This is a genomic window from Niveispirillum fermenti (assembly GCF_052474395.1).
The window spans coordinates 294,628-318,701 of sequence record NZ_CP156678.1 but is presented as its reverse complement, the minus strand read 5'-3'; the positions used below and the strand labels follow the sequence as shown (position 1 = coordinate 318,701).

The 24,074-nt window shown below is 67.8% G+C and carries 12 protein-coding genes; 4 read left to right on the top strand and 8 right to left on the bottom strand.

Going from position 1 to position 24,074, the window contains the following annotated elements; all coding sequences use genetic code 11:
* Position 1: 1 nt before the first annotated feature.
* From ABC728_RS01245 to ABC728_RS01230, 4 genes are all read right to left on the bottom strand, one after another.
* The gene (locus tag ABC728_RS01245) at positions 2-3,013 is read right to left on the bottom strand and encodes a CHAT domain-containing tetratricopeptide repeat protein (RefSeq protein WP_416618699.1); all 3,012 of its coding nucleotides are present in this window, start codon (positions 3,011-3,013) and stop codon (positions 2-4) included.
* Entirely contained in the window at positions 3,013-12,285 is a 9,273-nt protein-coding gene (locus ABC728_RS01240) for an MBG domain-containing protein (RefSeq protein ID WP_416618700.1), read from the bottom strand. The genes ABC728_RS01245 and ABC728_RS01240 overlap by 1 nt, the downstream gene beginning before the upstream one ends.
* 18 nt (positions 12,286-12,303) lie before the next feature.
* Positions 12,304-13,989 (bottom strand): ShlB/FhaC/HecB family hemolysin secretion/activation protein, encoded by a 1,686-nt coding sequence (locus tag ABC728_RS01235; RefSeq protein ID WP_416618701.1) that lies wholly within the window; start codon positions 13,987-13,989, stop codon positions 12,304-12,306.
* A gap of 199 nt (positions 13,990-14,188) precedes the next feature.
* A complete protein-coding gene (locus tag ABC728_RS01230; RefSeq protein WP_416618702.1) occupies positions 14,189-15,040 on the bottom strand; it encodes an MBL fold metallo-hydrolase in 852 nt (283 codons plus the stop codon).
* 215 nt (positions 15,041-15,255) lie between these two features.
* On the opposite strand from ABC728_RS01230, the gene ABC728_RS01225 reads away from it, so the two are divergent.
* Positions 15,256-16,020 carry a cyclic nucleotide-binding domain-containing protein gene (locus tag ABC728_RS01225; protein ID WP_416618703.1) on the top strand — a complete coding sequence of 255 codons (765 nt, stop codon included), beginning with the start codon at positions 15,256-15,258 and terminating at the stop codon, positions 16,018-16,020.
* 39 nt (positions 16,021-16,059) lie between these two features.
* Here the strand turns inward: ABC728_RS01225 and puuE are convergent, their stop codons facing one another.
* Entirely contained in the window at positions 16,060-16,986 is a 927-nt protein-coding gene (gene puuE / locus ABC728_RS01220) for an allantoinase PuuE (RefSeq protein WP_416618704.1), read from the bottom strand.
* A gap of 95 nt (positions 16,987-17,081) precedes the next feature.
* Between puuE and uraD the strand changes: the two genes are divergently transcribed.
* Genes uraD through uraH form a run of 3 tightly spaced genes read left to right on the top strand, consistent with a single transcriptional unit; the run spans position 17,082 to position 19,383 of the window.
* Positions 17,082-17,621 (top strand): 2-oxo-4-hydroxy-4-carboxy-5-ureidoimidazoline decarboxylase, encoded by a 540-nt coding sequence (gene uraD / locus ABC728_RS01215; protein WP_416618705.1) that lies wholly within the window; start codon positions 17,082-17,084, stop codon positions 17,619-17,621.
* Positions 17,618-19,042 carry an NAD(P)-binding domain-containing protein gene (locus ABC728_RS01210; protein ID WP_416618706.1) on the top strand — a complete coding sequence of 475 codons (1,425 nt, stop codon included), beginning with the start codon at positions 17,618-17,620 and terminating at the stop codon, positions 19,040-19,042. The genes uraD and ABC728_RS01210 overlap by 4 nt, the downstream gene beginning before the upstream one ends.
* Positions 19,030-19,383, top strand: a complete 354-nt coding sequence (gene uraH, locus ABC728_RS01205) for a hydroxyisourate hydrolase (RefSeq protein ID WP_416618707.1) — start codon at positions 19,030-19,032, stop codon at positions 19,381-19,383. Before ABC728_RS01210 ends, uraH begins: the two co-directional genes overlap by 13 nt.
* A gap of 17 nt (positions 19,384-19,400) precedes the next feature.
* On the opposite strand, the gene ABC728_RS01200 is transcribed toward uraH, so the two are convergent.
* The 3 genes from ABC728_RS01200 to hutG all read right to left on the bottom strand — a co-directional run bounded on the left by ABC728_RS01200 (position 19,401) and on the right by hutG (position 24,074).
* Positions 19,401-21,440 carry a glycoside hydrolase family 97 protein gene (locus ABC728_RS01200; RefSeq protein ID WP_416618708.1) on the bottom strand — a complete coding sequence of 680 codons (2,040 nt, stop codon included), beginning with the start codon at positions 21,438-21,440 and terminating at the stop codon, positions 19,401-19,403.
* Positions 21,441-21,573: 133 nt separating this feature from the next.
* A complete protein-coding gene (gene hutU, locus ABC728_RS01195) occupies positions 21,574-23,241 on the bottom strand; it encodes a urocanate hydratase (protein ID WP_445376316.1) in 1,668 nt (555 codons plus the stop codon).
* Entirely contained in the window at positions 23,241-24,074 is an 834-nt protein-coding gene (hutG, locus tag ABC728_RS01190; RefSeq protein WP_416618710.1) for an N-formylglutamate deformylase, read from the bottom strand. Before hutG ends, hutU begins: the two co-directional genes overlap by 1 nt.

Here is a 24,074-nt window from a genome sequence, read left to right as displayed (position 1 = left end):
ATCAGGCTCCATTGCCGGGGGAAGGGGGTGCGCCCACCAGGGCGAAGGCGGCCCAATTGAAAGGATGCGCCGTTGCCGCATCGGATACCAGCAAACGTTGCGCCCGCGCCAGTGATAAGGCCGGGTCTGCATCCAATTGCGCGAACAGGCCCGTCATCAGCCGCACAGTGGGCCCCGACGGTACCTGCCAATGACTGACCAGCAGCGACCGGGCGCCCGCGAAGAAGAAGCTTTCTGCCAGACCGGACAGCGCCTCGCCCCCCAGCCTTGCGTCACCGCCGGCCGTGTTGCAGGCCGACAGCACCACCAGATCGGCGTTCAGGCGCAACAGCGCGATGTCGGACGCGGTCAATAACCCGTCATCGGCAGCACTGGCCGGCATATGGTCCGGCGGGGCCAGGGCCAGCCCGGGCTGCGACTGGCAGCGCAGTTCGCCCGGCAATAGCCCGTGCGTGGCGAAATAGACCACGCGATACTGGTCGAGCCCGCGTTCGCGCACAGCGGCCTTCGTGACCGCAGCGCCCGTGACCAGATCGCCCGGATCGGCACCCAACCGGCGCCCGACCTCACCGATCTCCCCCGCTGTTTCCGGCAGGGGGGCCAGGGCGCGCAGCAGGGCGGGATCCAGCACGGCATCGGTGCGGCACTCCTCCGCCAGAGCCGCCATCCCGGCCCCGTCGCGCCCCTGGAAGGGCGGCGCCGCGAAGCCGATGAAGGGCCGGGGAGCCGCCGGCCGCCGGCGGGCCCCGTCGGACAGGGCCAGGAAGGCCGGCACCGACGGCACCACCGACAGCGCCATTTCCCGCATCATCCAGGCCGCGGCCCGATAGTCGGGCCTGCCGGCCGCCGGAGGCGCCGTCACCAGCAGGGCGGGGGGCAGGCTGGCCAAGGCGGCAGAGGGCACCAGCGTCAGTTCCCGCACGCCGGCCAGCGCCTGCCCCGCCCCATCGAACAGCCGGCGATGGAGATCATATGACAAGGACAGGTCGAAAGGCGCCAGCACGCCGGCACGCGGCATCACCCCACGCCGAAGTTCCGCCACCATGGCCGTCAATTGCGCACGATCGATCGTGACCGGATACGCAACAATACTGTCATTGCGCAGCACGAAGCCAAAGGATGACGCGCTGCCAAAGGCGAACTGCACCAGCGCCGCGTCACCGGCCAGCCGGGCGGACACCGCATCGGCCGTCGCGGGCAGCGGCCGGCTCAACCGCGCATAGTCGGGAAAGGCGGCCTGAAGCTGGCGCTCCAGGCCGCGGGCCTCCTCCTCAGCCGCCCGCAACTGCTCCTGAAGCACCGCTTCGCGCGCCCGGTCACGCTGTGCGTCGGGCCTTGCCGTTTCCGCAGCGACCTCGATACGCAGCCGGTCGCGGGTGCGCACGGCATCCTGCTGGCGGCGGATCAGCTCGGCTACCGCCGGATCGCTGCTGGCGAAGCGGGTGGCGGCGCGGGTGACCGTCTGCCCCACCACGCCCTCCCGCACATTCTGCACGGCGGCGAACATCTGCGCCTGCAATGCCGCGCGGCGGGCCGGATCGGCCTGCGACTGGCGATACAGCACCGTCAGATAGGGCATGATCCGGTCCAGCGGCAACAGGCTGGGCCCGCCCTCCACATCCTGGATCATGGACAAAGCCTCGGCATAGATGGCGATGGCCGCATCGTCCGTTCCGCCCTGGGCATAGACGCGGCCCAGTTCCAACATGCTGGACGCCACCGGCCAGCCCGCTCCGAACAATTGCCGGTTCGACCCTACTGCGGTCGAGATCAGGGCGGCCCCGCCGGCCGCATCGCCCTTGCCGGCCCGGGCCAGTCCACGGATGCCCAGGATGCGGGCATGCCACCAGGGCGGCAGGCCGCGCGTGCGCTGATAAAGGTTCTCCGCCTCCAGCGCCGCCGCCTCGGCCAGCCCATATTGTTCAAGCCGTAGCGAAACCGTGGCTTCCAGCAGCAGCGAATGGATCAGGTCGCCACGGGCGGCCGCCAGGCTGCCCAGCACGGCACGGTTCGCCCCGCCGCCGGCCGCCGCCTCCAGATCGTCCACGATTCCGCGCCGCACGGCGCTGGCGTCCCGCCCCAGCGACAGGGCGCGGCGCGCATCGCCCGTGTTCGCGGCATGAAAGGCCATATAGCTGCCCAGGCGCGCACGGGCAGCCTTGTCGAAGCTTTTCTGCAGCAGCGCATCGGCACGGCGGAACAGGGCTTCCGCCTCCGGCCCACGTCCCTGGTTGGACACTTCCAGCGCCAGGGCCATCAGTGTCTCGCCGGCACCGGGACTGTCCGGCCCCAACGCGCGATCCTGTATCTCCAGGGCCCGGCGATAGGCCGTCTCCGCCCCGGCATAATCCTCCACGCTGTTGGACAGGCGGCCCAGTTCCGACAGCCGCTCGAACCCGTTCAAGTCACCCCGCCCGAACCTCAGCGCGTCATCGCCCAGCGCGGCCCGCAGCACGGCGGAAAGATCGGACACCCCGGCTCCTTCCGTGACCGGTCCGACCCCCAATACATGATAGACCTGCAAAAGCAGATCGGCCACGGCCGGGATACCATCGCCCTGCATCAGGCGCCGGCCCTTGGCCAGTGTCACACCGACATAGGGCCACCCCCCCTCGCGCAACTGGCAGGAGGCAAGCAGCCCCCGGCTGCCATCCGGTCCGGCGATGGGACGGGGCTCCTGGCAGATGGCCCGCTGAGCCAGCCCACCAGCCCAGGCCGTGCGTCCCGCCTCCAGAGCCAACTGTCGGTCCAGGGTCTCCCCACCCGCGGGCAGCGGGTCGTAAAGCTCCACGATGGCGATCGTGCCACTGGCCTGTTCCCAGGCGCCGCAGAACAGGGAATAGGCCCTGACACCGGCGTCGCTTTCAGCCGGGATGGCGCGGCATTCCTCGCCGATGGCATTGCGCCCCATGGCGATGGGGCCGGCGGCCGGCCCGGACGGCGCAGGTTCGCGTGTGGCGCAGGCCGACAGCATGAAGGCCAGCAACGGGAGAAGTGCCAGGGCGCGCCGCATCACCATACCCGTCCCAGGTTGGGGAACTGCTGTTCCAGGCCGGGTGTGCCGTCCGGCGTCTCGCCCGGCAGGCGCCGCTGCTGCGACAGAAGGCCGGGGATCATCTCTTCCGGTGCGGAATCATCATCCGCAGCCGACCCGCTGGCCGATTGCACGCTCTGGCTGGCCGCGGCCAGGGCGGCGGCCCCGGCATCCAGGCCAGGCGCCCCCGAGGCCGGGGAGGACGAGGCCGTTGCCGCAGGTGGCGCGGCCGGGGCCGCCGGCACGACGGGAGCCGCCACGGCCATACCGGTCAGGCCAGGTGTCTGCGGCGGTTGGGTGATGGTGGTGACAGGCACCTTTTCGGCCAGGGCTGGTGGCAGAACGCCGCCACCGGTCACGGTCAAGGTGCCATCAACATAGGTGACGAGATAGTTTCCGTTCGTGATGCCGCCCGCCCGGATGCCATAGGCACCGGCGGTGGCACCGGCATCGGCCGTGCTGGTGATGGTCAGGCCCGTCAGGCTGGCCGCCGTATCGCCATTGACCAGCCCCTCGTACCGCGCCGTGAACACCGGATTGGCCGTCCCCGCCTGCCGGGTCGCATTGTCGACCAGCACGGTCAGGGCCACAGGCGCGATGGTCAGTTCCGCCCCCTGGAACAGGATGCGATAATTGGCATTGGCCACCAGCGAGCCCTGGGTGATGGCATAGCGGCCCGCATCGCCGCCCGCCGCACGCGACAGCGTACCCGACAGCACGGATGCTGCGCTGTCCTGCCGCCTGAATCCGCTGGCCGTGAACGCCAGCGCAGGGTCTGGCGCGCCATAAAGCCGGCTGGCCGCCTGCGCCGTGATGGTCAGCAGGGCCGGATCGATCGTCAATCGCCCACCCGTAAAGGTCAGTTCGTAATTGCCACCCGCCGTCAGGCTGCCCTGGGTAATGGCATAGGAACCGGCATTCTCCCCCACCTCCCGCGACAGGGCACCCGACAGGCTGTCCCCATTCTTCAGACCGGACACCTGATAGGTCAGGGCCGGATCGGCATCGCCATAGACCTTGCCGGCTGACAGGGCGCTGATGGTCAGCGCCGCCGGGGTGATGGTCAGTGTACCGCTCGTGAAGGTCAGTTCGTAATTGCCACCCGCCGTCAGGCTGCCCTGGGTAATGGCATAGGAACCGGCATTCTCCCCCACCTCCCGCGACAGGGCACCCGACAGGGCGTCCCCGTTCTTCAGGCCGGACACCTGATAGGTCAGGGCCGGATCGGCGTCGCCATAGATCTTGGTCGCGGCGGCAACATTGATGGTAAGGGGGGCCGGGGTGATCTCCAGGCTGCCATCGATGAAGGTCACGATGTAATTGCCACCCGCCGTCAGGCTGCCCTGAGTGACGGCGTAGGTCCCCACATTCTCCCCCACCTCCCGCGACAGGGCGCCCGACAGGCTGTCCCCGGCCACCAGGCCCGAAACGCTGTAGGCCAGGTCCGGATCGGCGTCGCCATAGACCCTGGTCAGGGCGGAGGCGGTGACGGTCAGGGTGGCGGGATCGATGGTCAGCGCGCCGCCGGTGAAGCTGAGCGTATAGTTCGGCCCCCCCGTCAGGTCGCCCTGACCGACGGCATAAGTGCCCACATTCTCCCCCACCTCCCGTGACAGGGCACCCGACAGGCTGTCCCCGGCCACCAGGCCCGAAACGCTGTAGGTCAGGGTCGGGTCGCCCGTGCCATAGGTCTTGGTCAGCCTGTCGGCCGTCACCGTCAGGGCGGCGGGGCTGATGGTCAGGGTGCTGCCGGTGAAGGACAAGGTGTAGTTGGCATTGGCCGTCAGATCGCCCTGGGTGACGGCATAGGTGCCGGCATCACGCCCGCCCGCCCAGGCCAGGGCACCCGACAGCACGGCCCCGCCCGTGTCGCCGCGCCGCAGCCCGTCCACACGATAGCTGAGTTCGGGCACGGCACGGCCATAGACCATTGCCGCCGGCAATGCGGTCACCAGCAGCGGCGCCGGCGTGATGGTCAGCACCCCGGCATCCAGCGTCAGGGTGTAATTCCCCCCCGCCGTCAGGCTGCCCTGCGTGATGGCATAGGTGCCGGCATCCTCTCCCGCCTCCCGCGCCAGGGCGCCCGACAGGCTGTCCCCCGCCACCAGCCCCGATACGCTGTAGGCCAGGTTCGGATCATTGTCGCCATAGACCTTGGTGACCGACGGCGCCGTGATGGTCAGCGCGGCCGGCGTAATGGTCAGTTCCGCACCGGTGAAGTTCAGGACGTAATTGCCACTGGCCGCCAGCGACCCCTGTATGATGGCATAGGTACCGACATTCCCGCCTTCCACCCGGACCAGCCCGCCCGTCAGCGTGTCGCCATTCACTAGGCCCGTGACGCTGTAGGTCAGGTCCGGATCGACGGTGCCATAGATTCTGGTCCGCGCGTCGGCCGTGACCGTCAGTTGCGCGGGATCGACGGTCAGGGTGCCCGCCACCGTGGTGCCCAGCGTATAATTGGCGGCATCGGCCCCGGTGATGGCGATGATGTCCTGGATATAGGAACCTGCGCCCAGGGTGGGGCCCGGCGTCACGGCCCCGCCCCCGCCGCTGACCTGGACCGTGCCCAGCACCTCGTCCCCCGTCAGCACACCGGTCAGGATGCCGGCACCGGCCGCCATGCCCTGGCCATAGGTGCCGGTGACGGCCGTGACGGTGCCTGTGATCGTCTTGCGGGCCACGGTCAGGGTGCCGGTGCTGTTGCCGGTGGCCGCGATCTCGTAATTGCCGGCCGCGGTCCCCGTCAGCCCGCCCACGGCCACGGTGTAACTGCCGGCATTCAGCCGTTCGCCCAGCGTGGCACCCGACAGTTCGGCCGTGCCCGCCACCACGTCACCCGACAGCACCCCCGTGAGCGTGACATCCCCAAGCGTGGCCAGCGTGCCATAGGTGGAACCGGTATCGGCCACGGCATAGGTCAGGCTTTTGCGTGCGATCGTCAGGATGCCCGTGCTGTTGCCCGTGGCCGCGAACGTATAGTTGGCGGCATCCGCCCCCGCCAGCGTTCCCGCCTCCTGGATATAGGTGCCGGCCGCCAGACGTTCGGCCAGGACCGCACCCGACAGGGTGGCACCGGCCGTCACGCTGTCGCCATCGACGATGCCCGTCAATGTGACGCCACCCAGCGTGGCCAGGGTGCCATAAACGGAACCCGCTGCCGCCACGGTATAGGTCAACGGCTTGGGCGCGATGGTCAGGATCCCGTCGCTGTTGCCGGACAGCGCGATGGTGTAGTTGGCGGCATCCGCCCCGCCCAGTCCCGTCACCTTCTGCGTCAGCGTGCCGACGGGCGTGCGCGCAACCGGCGTCACGGCACCGTCGGAACCATGCGTCGTGACCGTGCCGGTCACCACATCGCCATCGACCACACCCGTCAGCGTCGCGCTCCCGTTGCCCGCAACGGTGCCATAGACGGCATTCACATTCGCCACGGCATAGGTCAATGCCCGGCGATCGATGGTCAGCGTGCCCGTGCCATAGCTGAAACCATAGCCGAGATCGGACAGCAGGGTGCCAGCCCCGGCCGTCAGCGTATAGCTGCCGGCACCGCTGCCGGCCCCGGTGATGCTGGCTGTGCCGCTGACTGCCTGGGAAAGCAGGTCGCCCGATACCAGGCCGGTGACCGTATAGGTCAGGCCCGGCACAGTGCCGTCATAGGTGTGCGTCTTGTTGTCGGGCGTCACCGTCAGCACGGGGGCATAGGTATAGACGAAGCGGTTGCCGCTGTTGCTGATGGCGGCAAAGTCGCGACCCGTGAAATCGAAGCTCCGGTTATAAAGCGGCAGGGCGGATACGCCCCCCGTGCTGCTGGTCGACGGTGCCGCGGAAAAGACCAGGAACCGCCCTCCACCCGAAACGGCAAGGGCGCCGGCGCCGGCATTGTTGATGAAGTTGCCATTGGCGGCCAGGACCAGCGCATCGCCCGTCCCGACGGCCGACACGAGAGCCCCGTTTGCGATGGTCAGGGCGCCACCGGTGCTGATCTTCACGGTTCCCGTGGCGGTGACGCCGGTCAACGATCCGACGGTACCGATCGCCACAGCCCCCGAAAGACCGACATCGACCAGCCCCGTACTGGCGGCCAGCACCCCCACGGCATTGGCCGCATGGGCCAGCCGGTAGGTGCCACCCGCGCCGGTCAGTGCCAGTCCCGCAGCACTGATCGCAGCCGTTTGCGTCACAGTTCCTGCGGATATGAACGTGACCGATCCCGATCCAGAACCAACTCCGGTCACGGAATCAATGATGGAAACGGAAAACCCGTCTGCATCACGGAAAGTCAGCCCGCCACTGGTCAGGCTGGCGGCAAGGTTGGTGACATCGTTGCCCGCATTGTCCAGCACGACAGTACCGGCCGCCGTCACGGCCAGGTTGGTCACGGTGAGGGCGGCCGTCTGGCTGATCCCGCTGCCGCTGCGCAGATGCAGCGTGCCGCTTCCCGTGGGCGCCATGGCGGCACTGATGACAATGGCACCGGCCGCCGCGTCGCCGATGCGGATCGTGCCGGCCGTCACCCGGTTCATCTCGGCCGCGGAAATGTCCAGCGTGGTGGTGGACGGGCCCGTCGACCCCAGATCAATCCCGCGCCCCGCCGTCTTCACCGACAAGGTGGCGGTGCCTGTGCCGGCATCCACACTGCCCGTCAAATCCAGCTTGTCGGTGATGAGGCTGATGGATTGGTTCTGTGTGGTGATGGCCCCGGAAATGGTCAACAGTCCGGCCGTGTCCAGTGCGATGGCACCCGCATCCACGCCGCTGCCGGTCGCCAGGGGGCCGGCAATGGTGATGCCGCCCGTACCGGACAGGATGGTCAGGTTGTTCTTGAGGCCGGCACCGGCCACGGTAACGGTCCCCGTCCCGTCGGACCGGCCGATGGTGACCCCGGAGAAGCCGGCCTTCGTGCCCACGCCGGCCCGGATGGCATCCAGATCGCCTTGCTCCAGTTCCAGATCGGCACCGCCGGCCACCCCGTCGCCGACGGCGATGCTGGCGCCGGTGCCGTTGGTGCGCAGGGTCAGCGTGCCGGTGCCGTTGATGCTGATGGCGGTGCCGCCGGACCCGTTGGTCAGAGCCATGTCGTCGGCGGTCAGCGTGACAGCGCCGCCATAGGCGCTGACCCCGTCCCAGCCGATATGCGCGCGGCTGTAATCGCTGCCCGACACGAAGGCGCCGATACGGCCGGCCGTGCCCGTAGCGGTCAGCGACACGCCCCCCCCACCCGTGGAATAGATGGCGCTGGCAGCCGTGGGGTCGTTGCGCAGCAGCACACCATAGCGGGCCGTGCCCGCCGTCGCCTGTTCGCCATTGATGGCCAGGGCCCCCGTGGCCGTGCGGATCGTGCTGCCATCGCCAATGGCCACACCCGCCGTCAGCGCGTTGCCGGCGCCACCCTTGCCGTTCAGGGTGATGGTTCCGGTGCCGGCGGCAATAAGGCTGCTGCCGGAAACGTTGATGCCGATGCCGGCGGCGGTGTTGACGCCGGACGGCGCACCATCGCCATTGACCAGGATATGGCCGCCGGTTCCGGCGTTCAGGATGCTACCGGTGATGTTGACGCCGATGCCGGTCGCCGCGCCGCCAACGGCCGCGCGGGTGGCCGGCGTGGCACCGCTGCCGATGGTGATGTTGCCGCCATTGCTGGACAATGTGGCACCAGTGACCGTCACCTGGCCGGGGGAACCCGCCTGATTGCCGTCGGCAGCCAGCACGATATTCAGCCGGCCGGATCCCGACACCCCGATATTGGCCGCAACGGCGACATCGATATGACTGGACAGGGTGAGCGTGCCGGTTCCCGTCCCGGCATAGGTCGCAGCCTGGCCCAGCGTGACCAGCGCATCCAGTGCATAGAGGCTGACGCTGCCGGTAAATGTGATGCCCGTCGTGTCGCGTACCGTTCCCACCGTCAGGGACGGGCTCGACCGGAAATCGATGCTGCCTGTGTTGCCGGCCAGGGTCGTGACCGCGTTGGACCCATGGGTCAGCGTATAGGTCCCGCCGGCACCCAGCAGCGCCAGGTTGGCGACGCCGATGGCCGCCGTCTGCGTCACGTTGCCGGCGCTGGCCAGTTCGATCATGTCGCCGGCATGGTTCAGCGTACTGGTGATGGTGATGCCGGCCGTATTGCTCATCGATCCCAGGCGCACGACACCGGCCGAGATCTGGGCCAGTTCGGCGATCGACACGGCCATCTTGCCGGCCCCGGCCCCCGTGGCGCCGATATCCATGGCCCGGCTGTCGGAATATTGCCGCAGCCAGACGCGCCCCGTGCTGGTGACGCTGCTGCCCGTCAGCGCGATATCGTCACCCGACAGGGTGATGCTGCCGGCCCCGGCATTCAGCGTGCTGCCATCCAGCGTCACGGATGTGCGGCCGGCCATGTCGATATAGCCGCCGCCGCTGACGAAGCTGCCCGTGCCCGTGGCGCTGAACTGGCCCGCCGTGCCGTGATGGCCGGCCTCAAATGCCATATGGACGGCGCCGCCGGACGCCGTGACGCCGATCCCGCTCCCGAAGGTCAGGTCGCCCTTGGCCCGCAGGGTGAGCAACGGAAAGCTGCTGGTCGTGCCGGTCTTGGCGATGCCGCTGGACACCACCATGCCGCCACCGCTGGTCAGCGTGATGCTTCTGCCGGCATTCAGCACCGCCACAGCCAGGGAGGCGATGTCGGCACCGATATTCAGCGTCTGCGCCGACAGTTCCAGCGTGCCGACATTTGCCGGGCTGAAACTGGCCGAGGCGCTGATGGTGCCGCTGGTCGCCGAACCGATGACCAGCGTGCCGGCCGTGACGCGGTTCAGCTCGGTCTGCGTCAGGCCCAGCGGACCCGCCGCATTATCCGACCCACCGATGACGATGGCCGTGCCCGCCGTCCCGGGTCGCAGCACGGCGGTGCCCGTCGTCTGGATGCTGATACCACCCAGATCGGTGCCGTCCGATACGATCTCCACCTGTCCCGACTGGCCCGCCCCGCCCAGCATGGCACTGCCATCACGTTCGTTGGCAATGCCGATGCTGCCCGCTCCCCCCTTGGCGGTTACGGTCACGGCGCCGCTGCCGGCGCGCACAGCATAGCCGTCATAGATCATGACGCCATAATTCAGGCCGCCACTGCTACCGCCGCCAGCACCGGTCACGCTTATGGCGCCACCATTGCTCGTGATCGCCCGCGTCCCGCCATCACCATGCAATTCGATGCCATAAGCGGCGCCGGCGCCAGAAACCGATGTGCCGGTCAGGGAGATGGCAGCCGCGCCGGTGGCCGTCACGGACAGGTTAATGGCACGCAGGCCGATCGTGTGATCATTGCTGCTGCCGGCACCCGACATGCCCGTCAGGGTGACGGTGCCGGTCTGCGTCTGGATATGGTTATGCCCGCTGCCTTCGAAATTCAGGCCGGCGCCCTGCCCCCCTGTCCCGGTCAGCGTGATGGCGCCATAGGTGGATTGCAGCACCGTGCCGTCGGCGATGCGGATGCCTGACCCGCCGGCGCCCGTGGCCGCCGTACCCGTCAGGGTGATGGCGCCGGCACCGCTGTTCAGGCTGACGCCGGACAGGTCGATCCCCGTGATCGCGCCAGCGCGGCCATAACCGGTGAAACTGATCGTGCCACCATTGCTGGCGAAGCTTTCCGTTCCCGTCGCGGCACTGACGATGCGGCCCGCACCGGTGCCGTACCCCGCCTGGAAATCGATGTTCAGCGCCCCGGCACTGCTGCTCACCCCCGCCCCGGCCCCGATCACGATGTCGCGGCCGGCCCGCAGGGTGAAGCTGGCGCCGGCGCCGCCGGTCTTGTCGATGCTGCTGGAAAGCGTGATGTCCTGGCTGGCCGACAAGGTGACGCTGGTACCGGTGTTCAGCAGGGCGGCGACGGCCGCCGCCGTGATGTAGCTGTCGGCACCGGCGTAATCGGTCACGCTGTCCAGGTCGCCTGCCCCCGACAGGTCGTCACCCTGCGTCCCATCGCCATTGATGTCGGCCGTGCCGCCGATCACGATGTTGGTGGGGTCCAGCAACAGGGTGCCGGCCCGCCCGCCGGCCCCGGCCGTCAGATCGGCCGTGCCGGCGAAGCGCAGGCTGCCCTTGCCCGATACTTCGGCGAACCCGCCATCACCGCCATCGGCCCCGCGAGCGCTGATGGAACCGGCATAATCGGTACGCCCGTCGGACCAGACGATGATACGGCCGCCATCGCCCGTGCCGACAGCGTCGGCCGTGATCCGGCTGCCGGCGTCGATACGGGTCGACCGGGCGCGGTGCAGGTCGCCGCCCCCCTGATAGTCGCCGCCGATGCGCACGGTACCGCCGCCACCCTGTCCGCCGGCATCGATACCGGCCCCGGCCAGTTCCACCCGGTCGCCCAGAATGTCGATGGCACCATTCCGGGCCGTCAGGTCGCCCGTCACCAGCGTCTGGGTGCCTTCGCCGCCAATGATGATGCGGCCATCCACCTCCTGCGCCGACACCGCCTCCACCAGCCCGCCGGCATTGATGGTCGCTGCCATGCCGTCACGTGCCGCCTGCGCCGTCATCAGGACGCGGGTGCCCGCCAGCGTGCCGTCATTGACGACACGGCCCGCCATTTCAGCCGGCAGTTCGAACCGCAACAGCCCGTCGCCGGCCAGATCCAGGGTGAAGTGCTCCACCCCGGCCAGCACGACACGTCCCAGTCGCGCCTCCACCAGACCCCGGTTCTCCACGATGGCGGCGGCCAGCGCGGCATAGCCGCCTTCCGCCACCCGGATGGTTCCTTCGTTGACGATTGCGGCCCCGGCGACCCCCGCCTTGCCGAACAGCAAGCGGCCGGCGGCGAAGTCGGCATTGTCGATGTCGGATGTGGTGGCCAGGAAGGACCCGGCATCGATGCGGGCACCACGGCCGATGATGATGCCGGCCTTGTCGATCACCACCACCTGGCCGTTGGCCGTCAGCGATCCGTCGATGCGGGTGCCCGCCCCGCCGCCGGTGACACGGTTGACCAGCAGGGAACCGGCACCCGGCTGGGTCACGATGACGGACTGGTCACGGCCAATGTCGAAACTGCGCCAGTCGATCAGGGCGCGGTCGGTGGTCTGGTTGATCAGGGTATTGCCGGCCTGCTGGCTGATGCCGGCGCCGCCCACCACGACATTGCCCCCCGTCGGGGCCTGCTGCGCCGCCGCCGGCAGGGTGAAGACGGAGGCGAGCGTCAGGGCGCGGAACCCCCGCGCCCAACGCCTGCCCGACCCTGTCCCCGCCCGTCCGGCCATCGTCCCTTCCCCCTGTTCCTATATCTGCACGGTCAGTTCCACGAACAGCCGCGTGCGCCGGGCATCGGCACCCGGCAGGGGCAAGGCGCGCAAGGTGCGGGCCAGTTCCGCCGTCACGGCCGCCTTGCCGAACAGGCCCAGCCGAAGCCCGCCGCCGGCCGACAGCAGATGGGTGCTGGCCGCCACGCTGTCCCACACCCGCCCGCTATCCAGGAAGCCATACAGGCTCACCCCGTCGACATGGCGGATGCCGGGATCGAATCCGCGCCGCAGTTCCAGCCCGCCGCCGATGCCGTTGGGTCCGGACAGGTCGCCGCCATTGTAACCGCGCCCGAACCGGGCGCCGCCCAGCGCGAACTCCTCCCCCGCCACCAGCGTGTCGGGCGTGTACTGCCCGGCTACTGTCAGGGTGCCCCCGATCCCTTCAAGCAGCCGGAAACCATAGGCCAGTTCCCCCGTCACCTTGGTATACCAGGGATCAACCCCCAGGCGGGACGCCTGCAGATCGTCGCGCCCTGTGGCACCGGCGACATCCAGTCCCTGTGTCACCCCGGCCTGCACCTGGATATCACCACCCAGGAAACCTTGCTGGCTGTATGTGACACGGGCATCCAGGCTGCGCCAATTGTCACGGCTGAACGGAAGGGCCAGCAGTTCCACGCGGGCACGCTGCGCATTCCACCCTGCCTCCAGCGTCAGATTGCGGGCGCGAGAGCGGATGACGGGCAGCGACAGGCGCTGACCGGCGCCATAGGAGGTGGTGGCCACGGCGAAAGGCTTCAGGGCCGCGCCGGGCCGGCCACGGCTGTAATTGCCACTGGTCAGCAGCGACAGGCCGCTGCCCGCCAGGGGCTGCACCCACCGGCCGTTGGCCGAGCGCTGCTCGGAAAATTGCGGTGTGGCCGACAGGGTGACGCCCAGCTGCTCCCCATGGCCGAAGGGCGAATTGGCCGCGACATCGATGAAGCCGGACCAGGGGCCGGCAAATTCCGAGCCGCGATTGCCGATGCCCGCCACCAGCGCATAGGGTATCTCGCTGTAGCCGACCAGCAGTTCGGCGGCCCCGAAACTGTCGCCCGGCCGGATCAGGCCCGTGACATTGACACCGGGCAGGTCATCGACCAGCAGCAGGCCGCGTTCGATCAGGTCCACGCGCGCCGGCCGGGCGGCCAGCGCATCGGCCAGGCGCGCTTCCACCCGCGCCCGTTCACGCGGGCCACCGCCTTCCACCCGCGCCCGTTCCAGATGGCCCTCGATCACCCGGATGGTGATGGTGCGGTCGCGCAGTTCCTGCGCGGGCACGAAAACGCGGGTCAGTCCCAGGCCCATGGCCAGATAGCGGGCCTGGATACGGTCCGCCAGGGCGGCGATGTCGGCCAGCGTCACGGGCTTTGCGATCAGCGCCTCGATATCCGCGGCGAACACAGCCTCGGGGTCGAACACGCTCGCCCCGTCCACGGCGATGCGGGACAGCTCGAACCGCAGGTCGTTGGCACCGGCCGCCGTCGCGCCGCGCCGCTGGGCCGGGATGGAGAATTGAAGCTGCGCCTTGGGCGCACGGCGCATTTCCTCCAGCGGTGCCGGGATGGTCGGCCGGCCGGGCTCCACCGCGCCGGGCAACCGGTCCGGCACACCCTGCGCCGCCGCCCCGGTCGATGCCAGGGCCGCGGCCACGCCCCATGATACTGTCCTGAACCGCATCATCCCCTGGCCATCCCGCGACTACCGCCAATGGTTTAAGCCGGCCGCCCCCCCGGAAGCCAGTATTTTATCAAATGAGGGGCCGGTTGCGGTAATAGGCTGGACCGGGCGCAAAGCTCTCAGGCATCGCAAATCTCGCTTCCACACCATTAAGTTTAAAATATAATAAAAAATAACAACCTTTATTGCCTGCCCTTGGGTGTCACAGCACCTCGCCATCCGGCGTGATGACCTGCCCCTCGCGCGCGACAAGGGCGCCGGGATGCCGGGCGCGGGCCGCCGCGGCGATGCCGTCCAGCATATCGTCGGTGCGTTCGGGGGCATGATGGAAGATCACGGGATGGCGGACCCCGGCGTAATCGGCCAGACGCAGCGCCTCCTCCCAGGTGGAATGCCCCCACCCGACATGCTCGGCATAATCGGCATCGCTGTAGGTTGCGTCATAGATCATGACGTCGGCGCCGCGCACAAGGTCGGCGATGGTCTCGTCCCGGCCCAGGGCGGGATGTTCGGTATCGGTGATCAGGCAGATGCTGCGCCCGGCATAATCGACCCGATATCCCGTGCCGCCATTGGGATGGTTCAGCGGACAGGTGCGCACGATCAGGCCGGGCCGGGGCTCCAGCACCTGCCCGGCCGTGAACTTGCGATAATCCATGCAGCGTTCCAGCCCGCGCAGCGGCACGGGAAACAGCGGCGCCGTCATCAGGCAGCCCAAAACACCGCCCAGGGTCAGGTCAGGCCCCAGATGGCCTTCCCACAGGCTGATGCGGCTACGCTTGTCATGGAACGGCGCGAAGAAGGGAAAGCCGACCACATGATCGATATGCGTATGGGTGAAGAACAGGTCGGCCGTGGTGGGGTCGCCCACCGCCTCCAGCGCCGCCCCCAGCAGGCGGATCCCCGTGCCGGCATCGAAGATCAGCAGGTGCGGCCCGCACCGCATCTCCAGGCAGGTGGTATTGCCGCCATAGCGCAAGGTGTCGGGGCCCGTGGTGGCGATGCTTCCCCGCACGCCCCAGAAACGCACATGGAATGGATGATCGTCCGTCATGTTCCGCCGTTGATCCGCCCCTGCCCCGCTGGATCGATCGCGGACCCAACCCGGGCACTTTCAGTCAATGATTGGAAAACCGCAACAGGATGCTACCGGCACCCATGCCGAAAAGCGGCGGGCTCCCCGCATCAGCGGCCTTGCAGGCGACGATGGCAGCACCTTATCTAGGGTTCAGGCCCGCTGCGCGGGGGGTTCAAGCCGCGGACGGGGGCGTGCCCGACCTGGGGGAAGCGGAATTGGCGGAATTGGACGAGATCAATATTGCGCCCGGCAAACTGATGATCAAGGAAGGCGACAGTTGCGGTGATGCCTTCCTGATTACGGCCGGCCGGGTGGAGGTGTTCCGCGCCATCAACGGTGTGAAGCACCGGCTGGCCGTGCTGGGGCCGGGCGACATCGCCGGCGAGATGGGGCTGATCGACAATGCGCCGCGTTCCGCCTGCATCGCCACCATGGAACAGACCCGCTGCATCCTGATTTCCCGCGACCTGCTGGCCCGGCAGGTCCGCAACAGCCCGCCGCTGGTCCGGTACGTCCTGCATTCGCTGGTGCGCACGCTTCGTGCCATCAACGGCATTCCGGCCGACCAGGGCGACACCATCTTCGCGGCCGACCCCATCGTCTCGGAACGCACGCACAAGCTGTTACGCCGCGACACGTTCGCGCCCGGCCGCACCATCTTCCGCCGGGGGGACGAGGCCCATTGCGCCTACCTGATCCAGTCCGGCCTGGTGGAGGTCTGGCGGGAGACGGTCGATGATCAGGTCCAGGTGCTGGCCCGGGTCGGGGCCGGCAGCGTATTCGGCGAGATGGCCCTGCTGCGCGATGCCAACCGCGCCGCCAACGTCACCGCCGTGGAACTGACGGTCTGCGAGGTGATCCACCGCCAGCGCTTCGATGAACTGCTGCGCACGGCACCCACCCTGATCCGCCAACTCGTCCAGTCCTATGTGACCCGGATCGAAAAAGGGTCCTGACGCGGGAGGGACAGGGGGGCACCGGGCGGCCGCACCGGCTCAACCGGCCCAGGGATGGACACGATGCCAGTGTCGGGCGATATCGACCCGCCGGCACACCCATACCCGGTCATGCGCGCGGATATGGTCCAGGAACCGTTGCAGGCCGCGCACACGGCCGGGCCGGCCGATCAGGCGGGTATGCAGGCCCACGGACATCATCCGGGGCGCCGTCTCCCCCTCGGCATAGAGCGTATCGAACGCATCGCGGGCATAGGTGAAGAAATCGTCACCCTGACCGAAGCCCTGCGCCGTGCCGAACTTCATGTCGTTGACATCCAGCGTGTAGGGGATGACCAGATGCGGTCGCGTCTGGCCATCATAGGTGCCGGGCGGCAGCCAATAGGGCAGATCGTCATTATAGGCGTCGGCATCATAGAGGAATCCCCCCTCCTCAACGACCAGCCGCCGCGTGTTCGGCCCCAGCCGTCCCGTGTACCAGCCGAGCGGGCGCTCGCCCGTCAGGTCGCGGATCGTCTCGATGGCCCGTGTCAGGTCGGCGCGCTCCACCGCCTCGGGCACATCCTGATAGTCGATCCAGCGCCAGCCATGGGATGCGATCTCGTGTCCCGCCGCCACCATGGCGCGGGCGGCGTCCGGATGGCGGGCCAGCGCCATGGCCACGGCATAGCAGGTAACCTGGATGCCATACCGGTCGAACAGGCGCATCAGCCGCCAGAAGCCGGCACGGCTGCCATATTCATAGACGGATTCCACCGACAGGTTGCGCCGGCCCGCCAGCGGCGGCGTACCCACCACCTCCTGCAGGTAGGCTTCCGACCGGTCGTCGCCGTGCAGCAGGCAGCTCTCGCCCCCCTCCTCGTAATTCATGACGAACTGCACGGCGATGCGCGCATCGCCGGGCCATCGCGGATGGGGCGGATGCGCGCCGTAACCGATCAGGTCGCGGGGATAGGCGTCGGCCATGGCGGGATCTCCCTGTCATGCGGTCAATGCGGGGCTGCCCATGATGATACGCATCGTTTCGCTTGCGCACAAAAAAATCCGTGGCACGATGGATTATGGCCGAAGATAAGACCGCGCCCCGCTCCCGCCCTGACCTGCACGCGCTGAATGCCTTTCCGCGTGCCGCTTTCGTGCAATATCTGGCCACGATATGGGAGGACAGCGCCTGGGTGGCCGACCGGACCTGGGATCACCGTCCCTTCGACAATCTTGCCGCACTGCACAAATGCATGACCGATACCGTGCAGGTCGCGGGCAAGACGGCACAACTGGCGCTGCTGCGCGCCCATCCCGATCTGGCCGGCAAGCTGACCCGGGGCGGCGGGCTGACGGCACACAGCACGGAAGAACAGGCCGGCCTGGGCCTAGACCGGCTGGAGGAGACGGAGTTCGCCTGGTTTGACCGGCACAACGCCGCCTATCGCGCCCGCTTCGGCTTCCCCTTCATCATCGCGGTGAAGGAGAACACCAGGGACGGCATCCGCCACGCCCTGGCAACCCGGCTGGACAATGATCCCGCCGTGGAAATGAAAACAGCATTGGGAGAGGTCGCCAAAATAGCCAAATTCCGCCTGGAGGGGCTTTTTGGGACATGAGTGACGATGGTTTGACGGCCCTGGAGGCCCAGGTCGCCCGTGATCTGGCCCTGCTGGACTATCCGGCCCGGCCCTGGGTGCCGCCGCGCACCCATGCCGACGGGCCTGTGTTCGATGTGGTGATCGTCGGCGGCGGGCAGGCGGGTCTTGCCACCGCCTTCGGCCTGATGCGGGAGAAGGTGGGAAACATCCTGGTCATCGACCGCAATCCGGCGGGCCGGGAGGGGCCGTGGATCAATTTCGCCCGCATGGTCACGCTGCGCACGCCCAAGCATCTGGCCGGCCCCGATCTGGGTATTCCCAGCCTGACGCCCCGCGCCTGGTACGAGGCGAAATACGGCGCGGACGCCTGGGCATCGCTCGGCAAGCTGCCCAAGGAGGTGTGGCAGGACTATCTCTGCTGGTATCGCCGCATCCTTTCCATTCCCGTGCGCAACGACCATGAATTGCTGCGCATCGACCCGGAAGAGGAAACGGGGATCCTGCGCCTGACCGTCGATACGCCCGACGGAGAGGACCTGATCCTGACGCGCAAGCTGGTGCTGGCCACGGGCATCGACGGGGCCGGGCGCTGGCACGTGCCCGATTTCATCCGCGGCGTGGTGCCGGAGGACCGCTTCGCCCACACGTCCGAATATATCGATTTCGACCGGCTGAGGGGCCGGCGCATCGGGGTGCTGGGGGCTGGCGCGTCGGCCTTCGACAATGCCGGCACGGCGCTGGAGGCGGGGGTGGCCTCGGTCGATCTCTGCCTGCGCCGGGCAGACATCCCGCGCGTCAACCCCTATCGCTGGATGGAGTTTTCCGGCTTCCTGGGGCATTTCGCGGCGATGGGCGACCTGGACCGCTGGCGCTACATGCGCCACATCTTCGATCTGAACCAGCCGCCGCCGCAGGACACGTTCCACCGCTGCGCCATGCATCCCACCTTCACCTTCCATACCGCCTGCCCCTGGGAATGGGTGCGGATGGAAGGCGAGGATATCCATGTCGGCACGCCCAAGGGCGTGATGATCTTCGACTTCCTGGTCGTGGGCACGGGCTTCATCGTGGAGGCGGCATTCCGGCCCGAACTGGCAGCCTTCGCCAGGGACATCGCCACCTGGGCCGACCGGTTCACCCCACCCAGGGGGGAGGGCAATCCGCTGCTGATCCGCTATCCCTATCTGGGCGACGCCTTCCAGTTCACCGAGCGGGTGCCCGGCTGTGCCCCGCACCTGGCCCATATCCACAATTTCACCTTCGGCGCGACCCTGTCCATGGGGCTGTCGGGCGCATCGATCAGTGGCATGAAATACGGGGTACAGCGGCTGGTGCAGGGGCTGATCCGCGATCTGTGGCTGGCCGACAAGGACCATTTCCTGGCCGATCTGAAAGCCTATGACCAACCCGAACTGGTGAGCACGACATGGCCCGCCTGAGCACCCATGTGCTGGATACCATGGCAGGCAGGCCGGCGGCCGGCCTGCGGGTCCAGCTTTTCAGCCTGGCCGACGGCACGCCGGTGCTGGTCGGGGATACCGTCACCAACCCGGACGGGCGCACCGGCGCACCGCTTCTGTCGGGCACGACGATCCCCACGGGTCCTTACGAGCTGCTGTTCCATGCCGGGACCTATTTCCGGTCGCGCGGGACCCTGCTGGCCGACCCGCCCTTCCTGGACCTGATCCCCATCCGCTTCGCCATCGCCGACACGGACGGGCATTACCATGTGCCGCTGCTGCTGGGCCCGTGGAGCTATTCCACCTACCGCGGGAGCTGAAGCCCTACGGAAACCGGTCAGGGCAGCGGCGTGAAGCGCACGGCCTGGCCGCCACCGGGTGCCATGATGATGGTCAGGCTGTCGGCGGCGGTGACCTCGCGCATGGTCACCGTCAGCGGCTCGGCATTGTGCTTCCAGTCGGCGCCCGGCCCGTCGGCATAAATCTCTGCCCGCCAGGTCCGGCCCTTCTCCAGGAAATCCAGCGGCACGGTCAGGGTACGGGCCTGTTCATCCGTGATGGCGCCCAGATACCAATCCTCGCTGTTGCGGTCCTTGCGCACCTGGGTGACATAATCGCCGATGACGCCGTTCAGGGCGATGGACCGGTCCCAATCCACGGGCACCTGCCGCAGGAAGGGTAGGGCCGGATGGTCCTCGTAATTCTCCGGCAGGTCGGCCACCATCTGCAGCGGGCTGTACAGCACGACGAACAGCGCCAGTTGCTTGGCCACGGTGGTGGAGATGCCATGTTCCACGCCCGGCCGGTCACCGGCAAAGCGGGTCTTCATGATGCCCGGCGTGTAATCCATGGGGCCCGACATCATGCGTGTGAAGGGCAGGATGGTGGGATGGTCGGGCTGGTTCCCGCCCTCCACCGGGCCCCAGGCGTCATATTCCTGACCGCGCGCGCCCTCGCGCGTCATCATGTGCGGCCAGGTGCGGCGCAGGCCGGTATCCTTGATGGGCTCATGCGCGTTGACGGTCACCTTGTTGGCCGCCGCCACGGCCGTCACCTTCTCGAAATGCCGCACCATGTACTGACCATGGTGCCATTCCTTCTTGTCCAGCAATTCCCCGACATAGCCCGTCTTCACCGACCCGACGCCCAGGCGGTTATAATAGCGGAAGGCATCGTCCAACTGCCTTTCGTAATTCACGATATCCGCGGCCGTCTCATGATGGCCGATCAGGGTCACACCCTTGCGCCGGCCATAGGCGGCCACGGCGGCGATATCGAAGCCCTTTACCGGCTCGGTGAAACGGAAATTGCTGCCATCATTGTACCAGTCCGTGTGCCAGCCATAGTTCCAGCCCTCCACCAGCACGCCGCCGAACCCGTTGCGGGCCGCAAAGTCGATCTGGCGCCTGGCCTCCGCCGTCGTGGCCCCCTGGCGGGGTCCCGGCTCCCAGGTGCAGGTGCGGATATGCATGCACCACCAGATGCCGACGAACTTCATCGGCTTGATCCAGCTCGTATCCGCCAGCTTGTTGGGCTCGTTCAGGTTCAAGATCAGGCGGGAATTCAGCAACTGGTGCGGCCTGTCAGTGATCTGCACCGTCCGCCAGGGCGATTTCATCGGTGCCGTGCCATAGACCTTCATGCTGTCGGCCCAGGGAACCAGGTCGGATTTCAAGGTATAGCCGTGGATACCCGGACGCTTCAGCGCCATGGAGGCAAAATCGACCAGGGCCGCCTCATGCACGGTGACGGCGATATCGCCGCCATCCAGGGTGAAGGGCGTGTGGACGACATCGACCGCATCCAGCGCCGATTGGGCATATTGATATTCATACCGGTTGTTCTGGTAGGCGCGGATCCACCAGGCCTTCATCTGCTTGGCGAAGGCGAACTCCGTCACCTCGTCCCGGATGCGGATTTCGGCGATATTGGCCTGGACGGGGATTTCGTACCGGAAACCCAACCCGTCATCGAAGACGCGGAAGGTGACCAGCAGGGTGCGGGCCGGGCCGTCCGCGGCTTCCAGGCGCAGGGACAGTTCGTTGTAATGCTCGCGGATGTCCTTTTCCTCACCCCAGACCTGGGTCCAGGTCGCGTCATGGCTGCGGCGGTCGCTGCCCGTTATGGCCAGCCCGTCATGCAGCGACGGACCGCCATCCAGCCTGAAGCCAAGACGGGATGGCAGCAGCACGGGCTGCCCCCTGTAGGCCACACGATAGACGGGCTCGCCGCCCCGCAGCCCCACCTCAACGACGATATCACCATCGGGCGAGGTCACGGGCGGCTGCCAGACCGGCTCCGGTGGCGTCTGGGCCAGGGCGGCGGGCAGGCCCAGCCCCAGGACGGCGATGCAAATCAGCAGGCTGCGGCGGATCATCCGTTTCCTCCCCGGCTTCACGCGCTTTGTCGGGCGCGAAGCATGGGTCGGGCCGCAAAACAGGGTCAAGCGGCGGGCGGCGGTCCGGGCCATGAATACGTCGTCATTGGCGCCGGACCGTTCCGCCTGCGCCTCATCCCAGGATGCCGGGCAGGTCCAACCCCTTCTGCCGGGCGCAGTCGCGTGCGATCTCATATCCCGCGTCGGCATGGCGCATGACGCCCGTGGCCGGGTCGTTCCACAGCACCCGTTCCAGCCGTCGCGCCGCCGCCTGCGTGCCGTCGGCCACGATGACCACGCCGCTATGCTGGGAAAAGCCCATGCCCACCCCGCCGCCATGATGCAGCGAAACCCAGGTGGCGCCCGACGCCGTGTTCAGCAGCGCGTTCAGCAACGGCCAATCGGAAACGGCATCGGACCCGTCCATCATGGCTTCCGTCTCGCGGTTGGGGGAGGCGACGGAGCCGCTGTCCAGATGGTCGCGGCCGATGACCACGGGGGCCTTCAATTCGCCGTTGGCAACCATCTCGTTGAAAGCCAGCGCCAGCCGGTGACGATCGCCCAGGCCGACCCAGCAGATGCGGGCGGGCAGTCCCTGGAACCGGATCTTCTCCCGCGCCATGTCCAGCCAGTTATGCAGGTGGGCATTGTCGGGCAGCAGTTCCTTCACCTTGGCGTCGGTCTTCCAGATATCCTCCGGATCGCCCGACAGGGCCGCCCAGCGGAAGGGACCGATGCCACGGCAGAACAGCGGACGGATATAGGCCGGAACGAAGCCGGGGAAGGCGAAGGCGTCAGCCACCCCCTCTTCCAGCGCCATCTGCCGGATATTGTTGCCGTAATCCAGCGTGGGCACGCCAGCCGCATGGAAATCCAGCATGGCCCGGACCTGTATCGCCATGGAGGCGCGGGCGGCCTTCTCCACCCCCTTGGGGTCTTCCTCCCGCGACCTGAACCAGCGGTCCAGCGTCCAGCCGGCCGGCAGGTAGCCGTTGACGGGGTCGTGGGCGCTGGTCTGGTCGGTCACGGCGTCGGGGCGCACGCCCCGGCGGACCAGTTCGGGGAAAACCTCCGCCGCATTGCCCAGCAGGCCGACCGACCCGGGCTTGCCGGCCCTGCCATGGTCGCCGATGATGGCAAGCGCCTCATCCAGGCTTTCCGTCGCCCGGTCCAGATAGCCGGTGCGCAGGCGCATGTCGATGCGCGATGGCTGGCATTCCACGGCCAGGCAGGAGGCACCGGCCATCACGGCGGCCAGCGGCTGCGCACCACCCATGCCGCCCAGCCCGCCGGTCAGGAACCAGCGGCCCGACAGGTCCCCGCCATAATGCCGGCGTCCCACCTCGACAAAGGTCTCGTAGGTGCCCTGGACGATGCCCTGGGTGCCGATATAGATCCAGCTTCCGGCCGTCATCTGGCCGTACATCATCAGGCCTTTGGCATCCAGTTCGTGGAACTTGTCCCAATGGGCCCAGTGCGGCACCAGATTGGAATTGGCGATCAGCACGCGCGGCGCGTCGGCATGGGTGCGGAACACGCCCACGGGCTTGCCCGATTGCACCAGCAGCGTCTGGTCATCCTCCAGGCGGCGCAGCGTCTCCACGATACGGTCGAAGCTTGTCCAGTCGCGCGCCGCGCGGCCGATGCCGCCATAGACGACCAGTTCCTCCGGCCGTTCCGCCACTTCCGCGTCCAGATTGTTCATCAGCATGCGCAGCGCCGCCTCGGTCTGCCAGCTTCTGGCCGTGCGTTCCGTCCCGCGGGGGGCGGTGATGCGGCGGGAATTGTCGGTGCGGTTCATCATGATGTTTCCCCCTTGACCGCCCAGCCGATGCAGGCGTTCAGGATGCTGTGGAGGGCCCGGGTCATCGGTGCCGCATAGGCGGCGTCGAAGGCAGGAGGCCAGTTGTCCGGCGTCAGGTCGCCTTCCGGCTCCATGACATAGCCGCGGCAGGCCAGTTCCATCTGCACGGCATGCACGCCATGGGTGGGCCTGCCATAATGGCGGGTGATATGGCCGCCCTTGAAACGGCCATTGGTGACGCGCGTGAATTGTGTGACGTCACACGCCGCCTCGACCACCCGCGTCAGGCCGGGATGGCAGCTTCTGCCGCCGAAGGTCCCGATGTTGAAATGCGGCAGAACCCCGTCAAACAGGCGCGGCACCAGTGAACGGATCGAATGGCAATCATAGAGCACGACCCGTGGATGGTCGGCACGCAACCGCTGCACCTGCGCCAGCAGCGCCGCATGATAGGGCGCGTGGTACAGTTCCCGGCGGCGCAGCACCTCCATGGCATCGGGTTCCTGCCCCGGCTGGTAAAGCGGCTCCCCGTCGAAACTGGTCGACGGGCAGAGGTCCGTCGTCGCCTGCCCGGGATAGAGGGAGGCGCCGTCGGGCGGCCGGTTCACGTCGATCATCGTGCGCGAGATGGTCGTCTGCACGATGGTGGCATCCAGGTCGCGGGCGAAGAAATAAAGCTGGTCCACCCACCAGTCGGCATCCTTGCGCCCCAGCCAGGGACTGACCAGGGTGTCCTCCACCGCTTCCTCGATCTCCGTCCCCGCATGCGGGATCGACAGGATCAGGGGGGCCGTCCCCCGGTGGATGATCAACCAGTCCGCATCATCCAT

Bases quoted from the DNA above. Each gene is read 5' to 3' on its own strand.
- ABC728_RS01240 (WP_416618700.1), bottom strand. From the start codon at position 12,285: ATGGCCGGACGGGCGGGGACAGGGTCGGGCAGGCGTTGGGCGCGGGGG.
- ABC728_RS01235 (WP_416618701.1), bottom strand. From the start codon at position 13,989: ATGATGCGGTTCAGGACAGTATCATGGGGCGTGGCCGCGGCCCTGGCA.
- hutU (WP_445376316.1), bottom strand. From the start codon at position 23,241: ATGAACCGCACCGACAATTCCCGCCGCATCACCGCCCCCCGCGGGACG.
- ABC728_RS01230 (WP_416618702.1), bottom strand. From the start codon at position 15,040: ATGACGGACGATCATCCATTCCATGTGCGTTTCTGGGGCGTGCGGGGA.
- ABC728_RS01200 (WP_416618708.1), bottom strand. From the start codon at position 21,440: ATGATCCGCCGCAGCCTGCTGATTTGCATCGCCGTCCTGGGGCTGGGC.
- uraD (WP_416618705.1), top strand. From the start codon at position 17,082: ATGGCCGAAGATAAGACCGCGCCCCGCTCCCGCCCTGACCTGCACGCG.
- puuE (WP_416618704.1), bottom strand. From the start codon at position 16,986: ATGGCCGACGCCTATCCCCGCGACCTGATCGGTTACGGCGCGCATCCG.
- ABC728_RS01210 (WP_416618706.1), top strand. From the start codon at position 17,618: ATGAGTGACGATGGTTTGACGGCCCTGGAGGCCCAGGTCGCCCGTGAT.
- hutG (WP_416618710.1), bottom strand. From the start codon at position 24,074: ATGGATGATGCGGACTGGTTGATCATCCACCGGGGGACGGCCCCCCTG.
- uraH (WP_416618707.1), top strand. From the start codon at position 19,030: ATGGCCCGCCTGAGCACCCATGTGCTGGATACCATGGCAGGCAGGCCG.
- ABC728_RS01245 (WP_416618699.1), bottom strand. From the start codon at position 3,013: ATGCGGCGCGCCCTGGCACTTCTCCCGTTGCTGGCCTTCATGCTGTCG.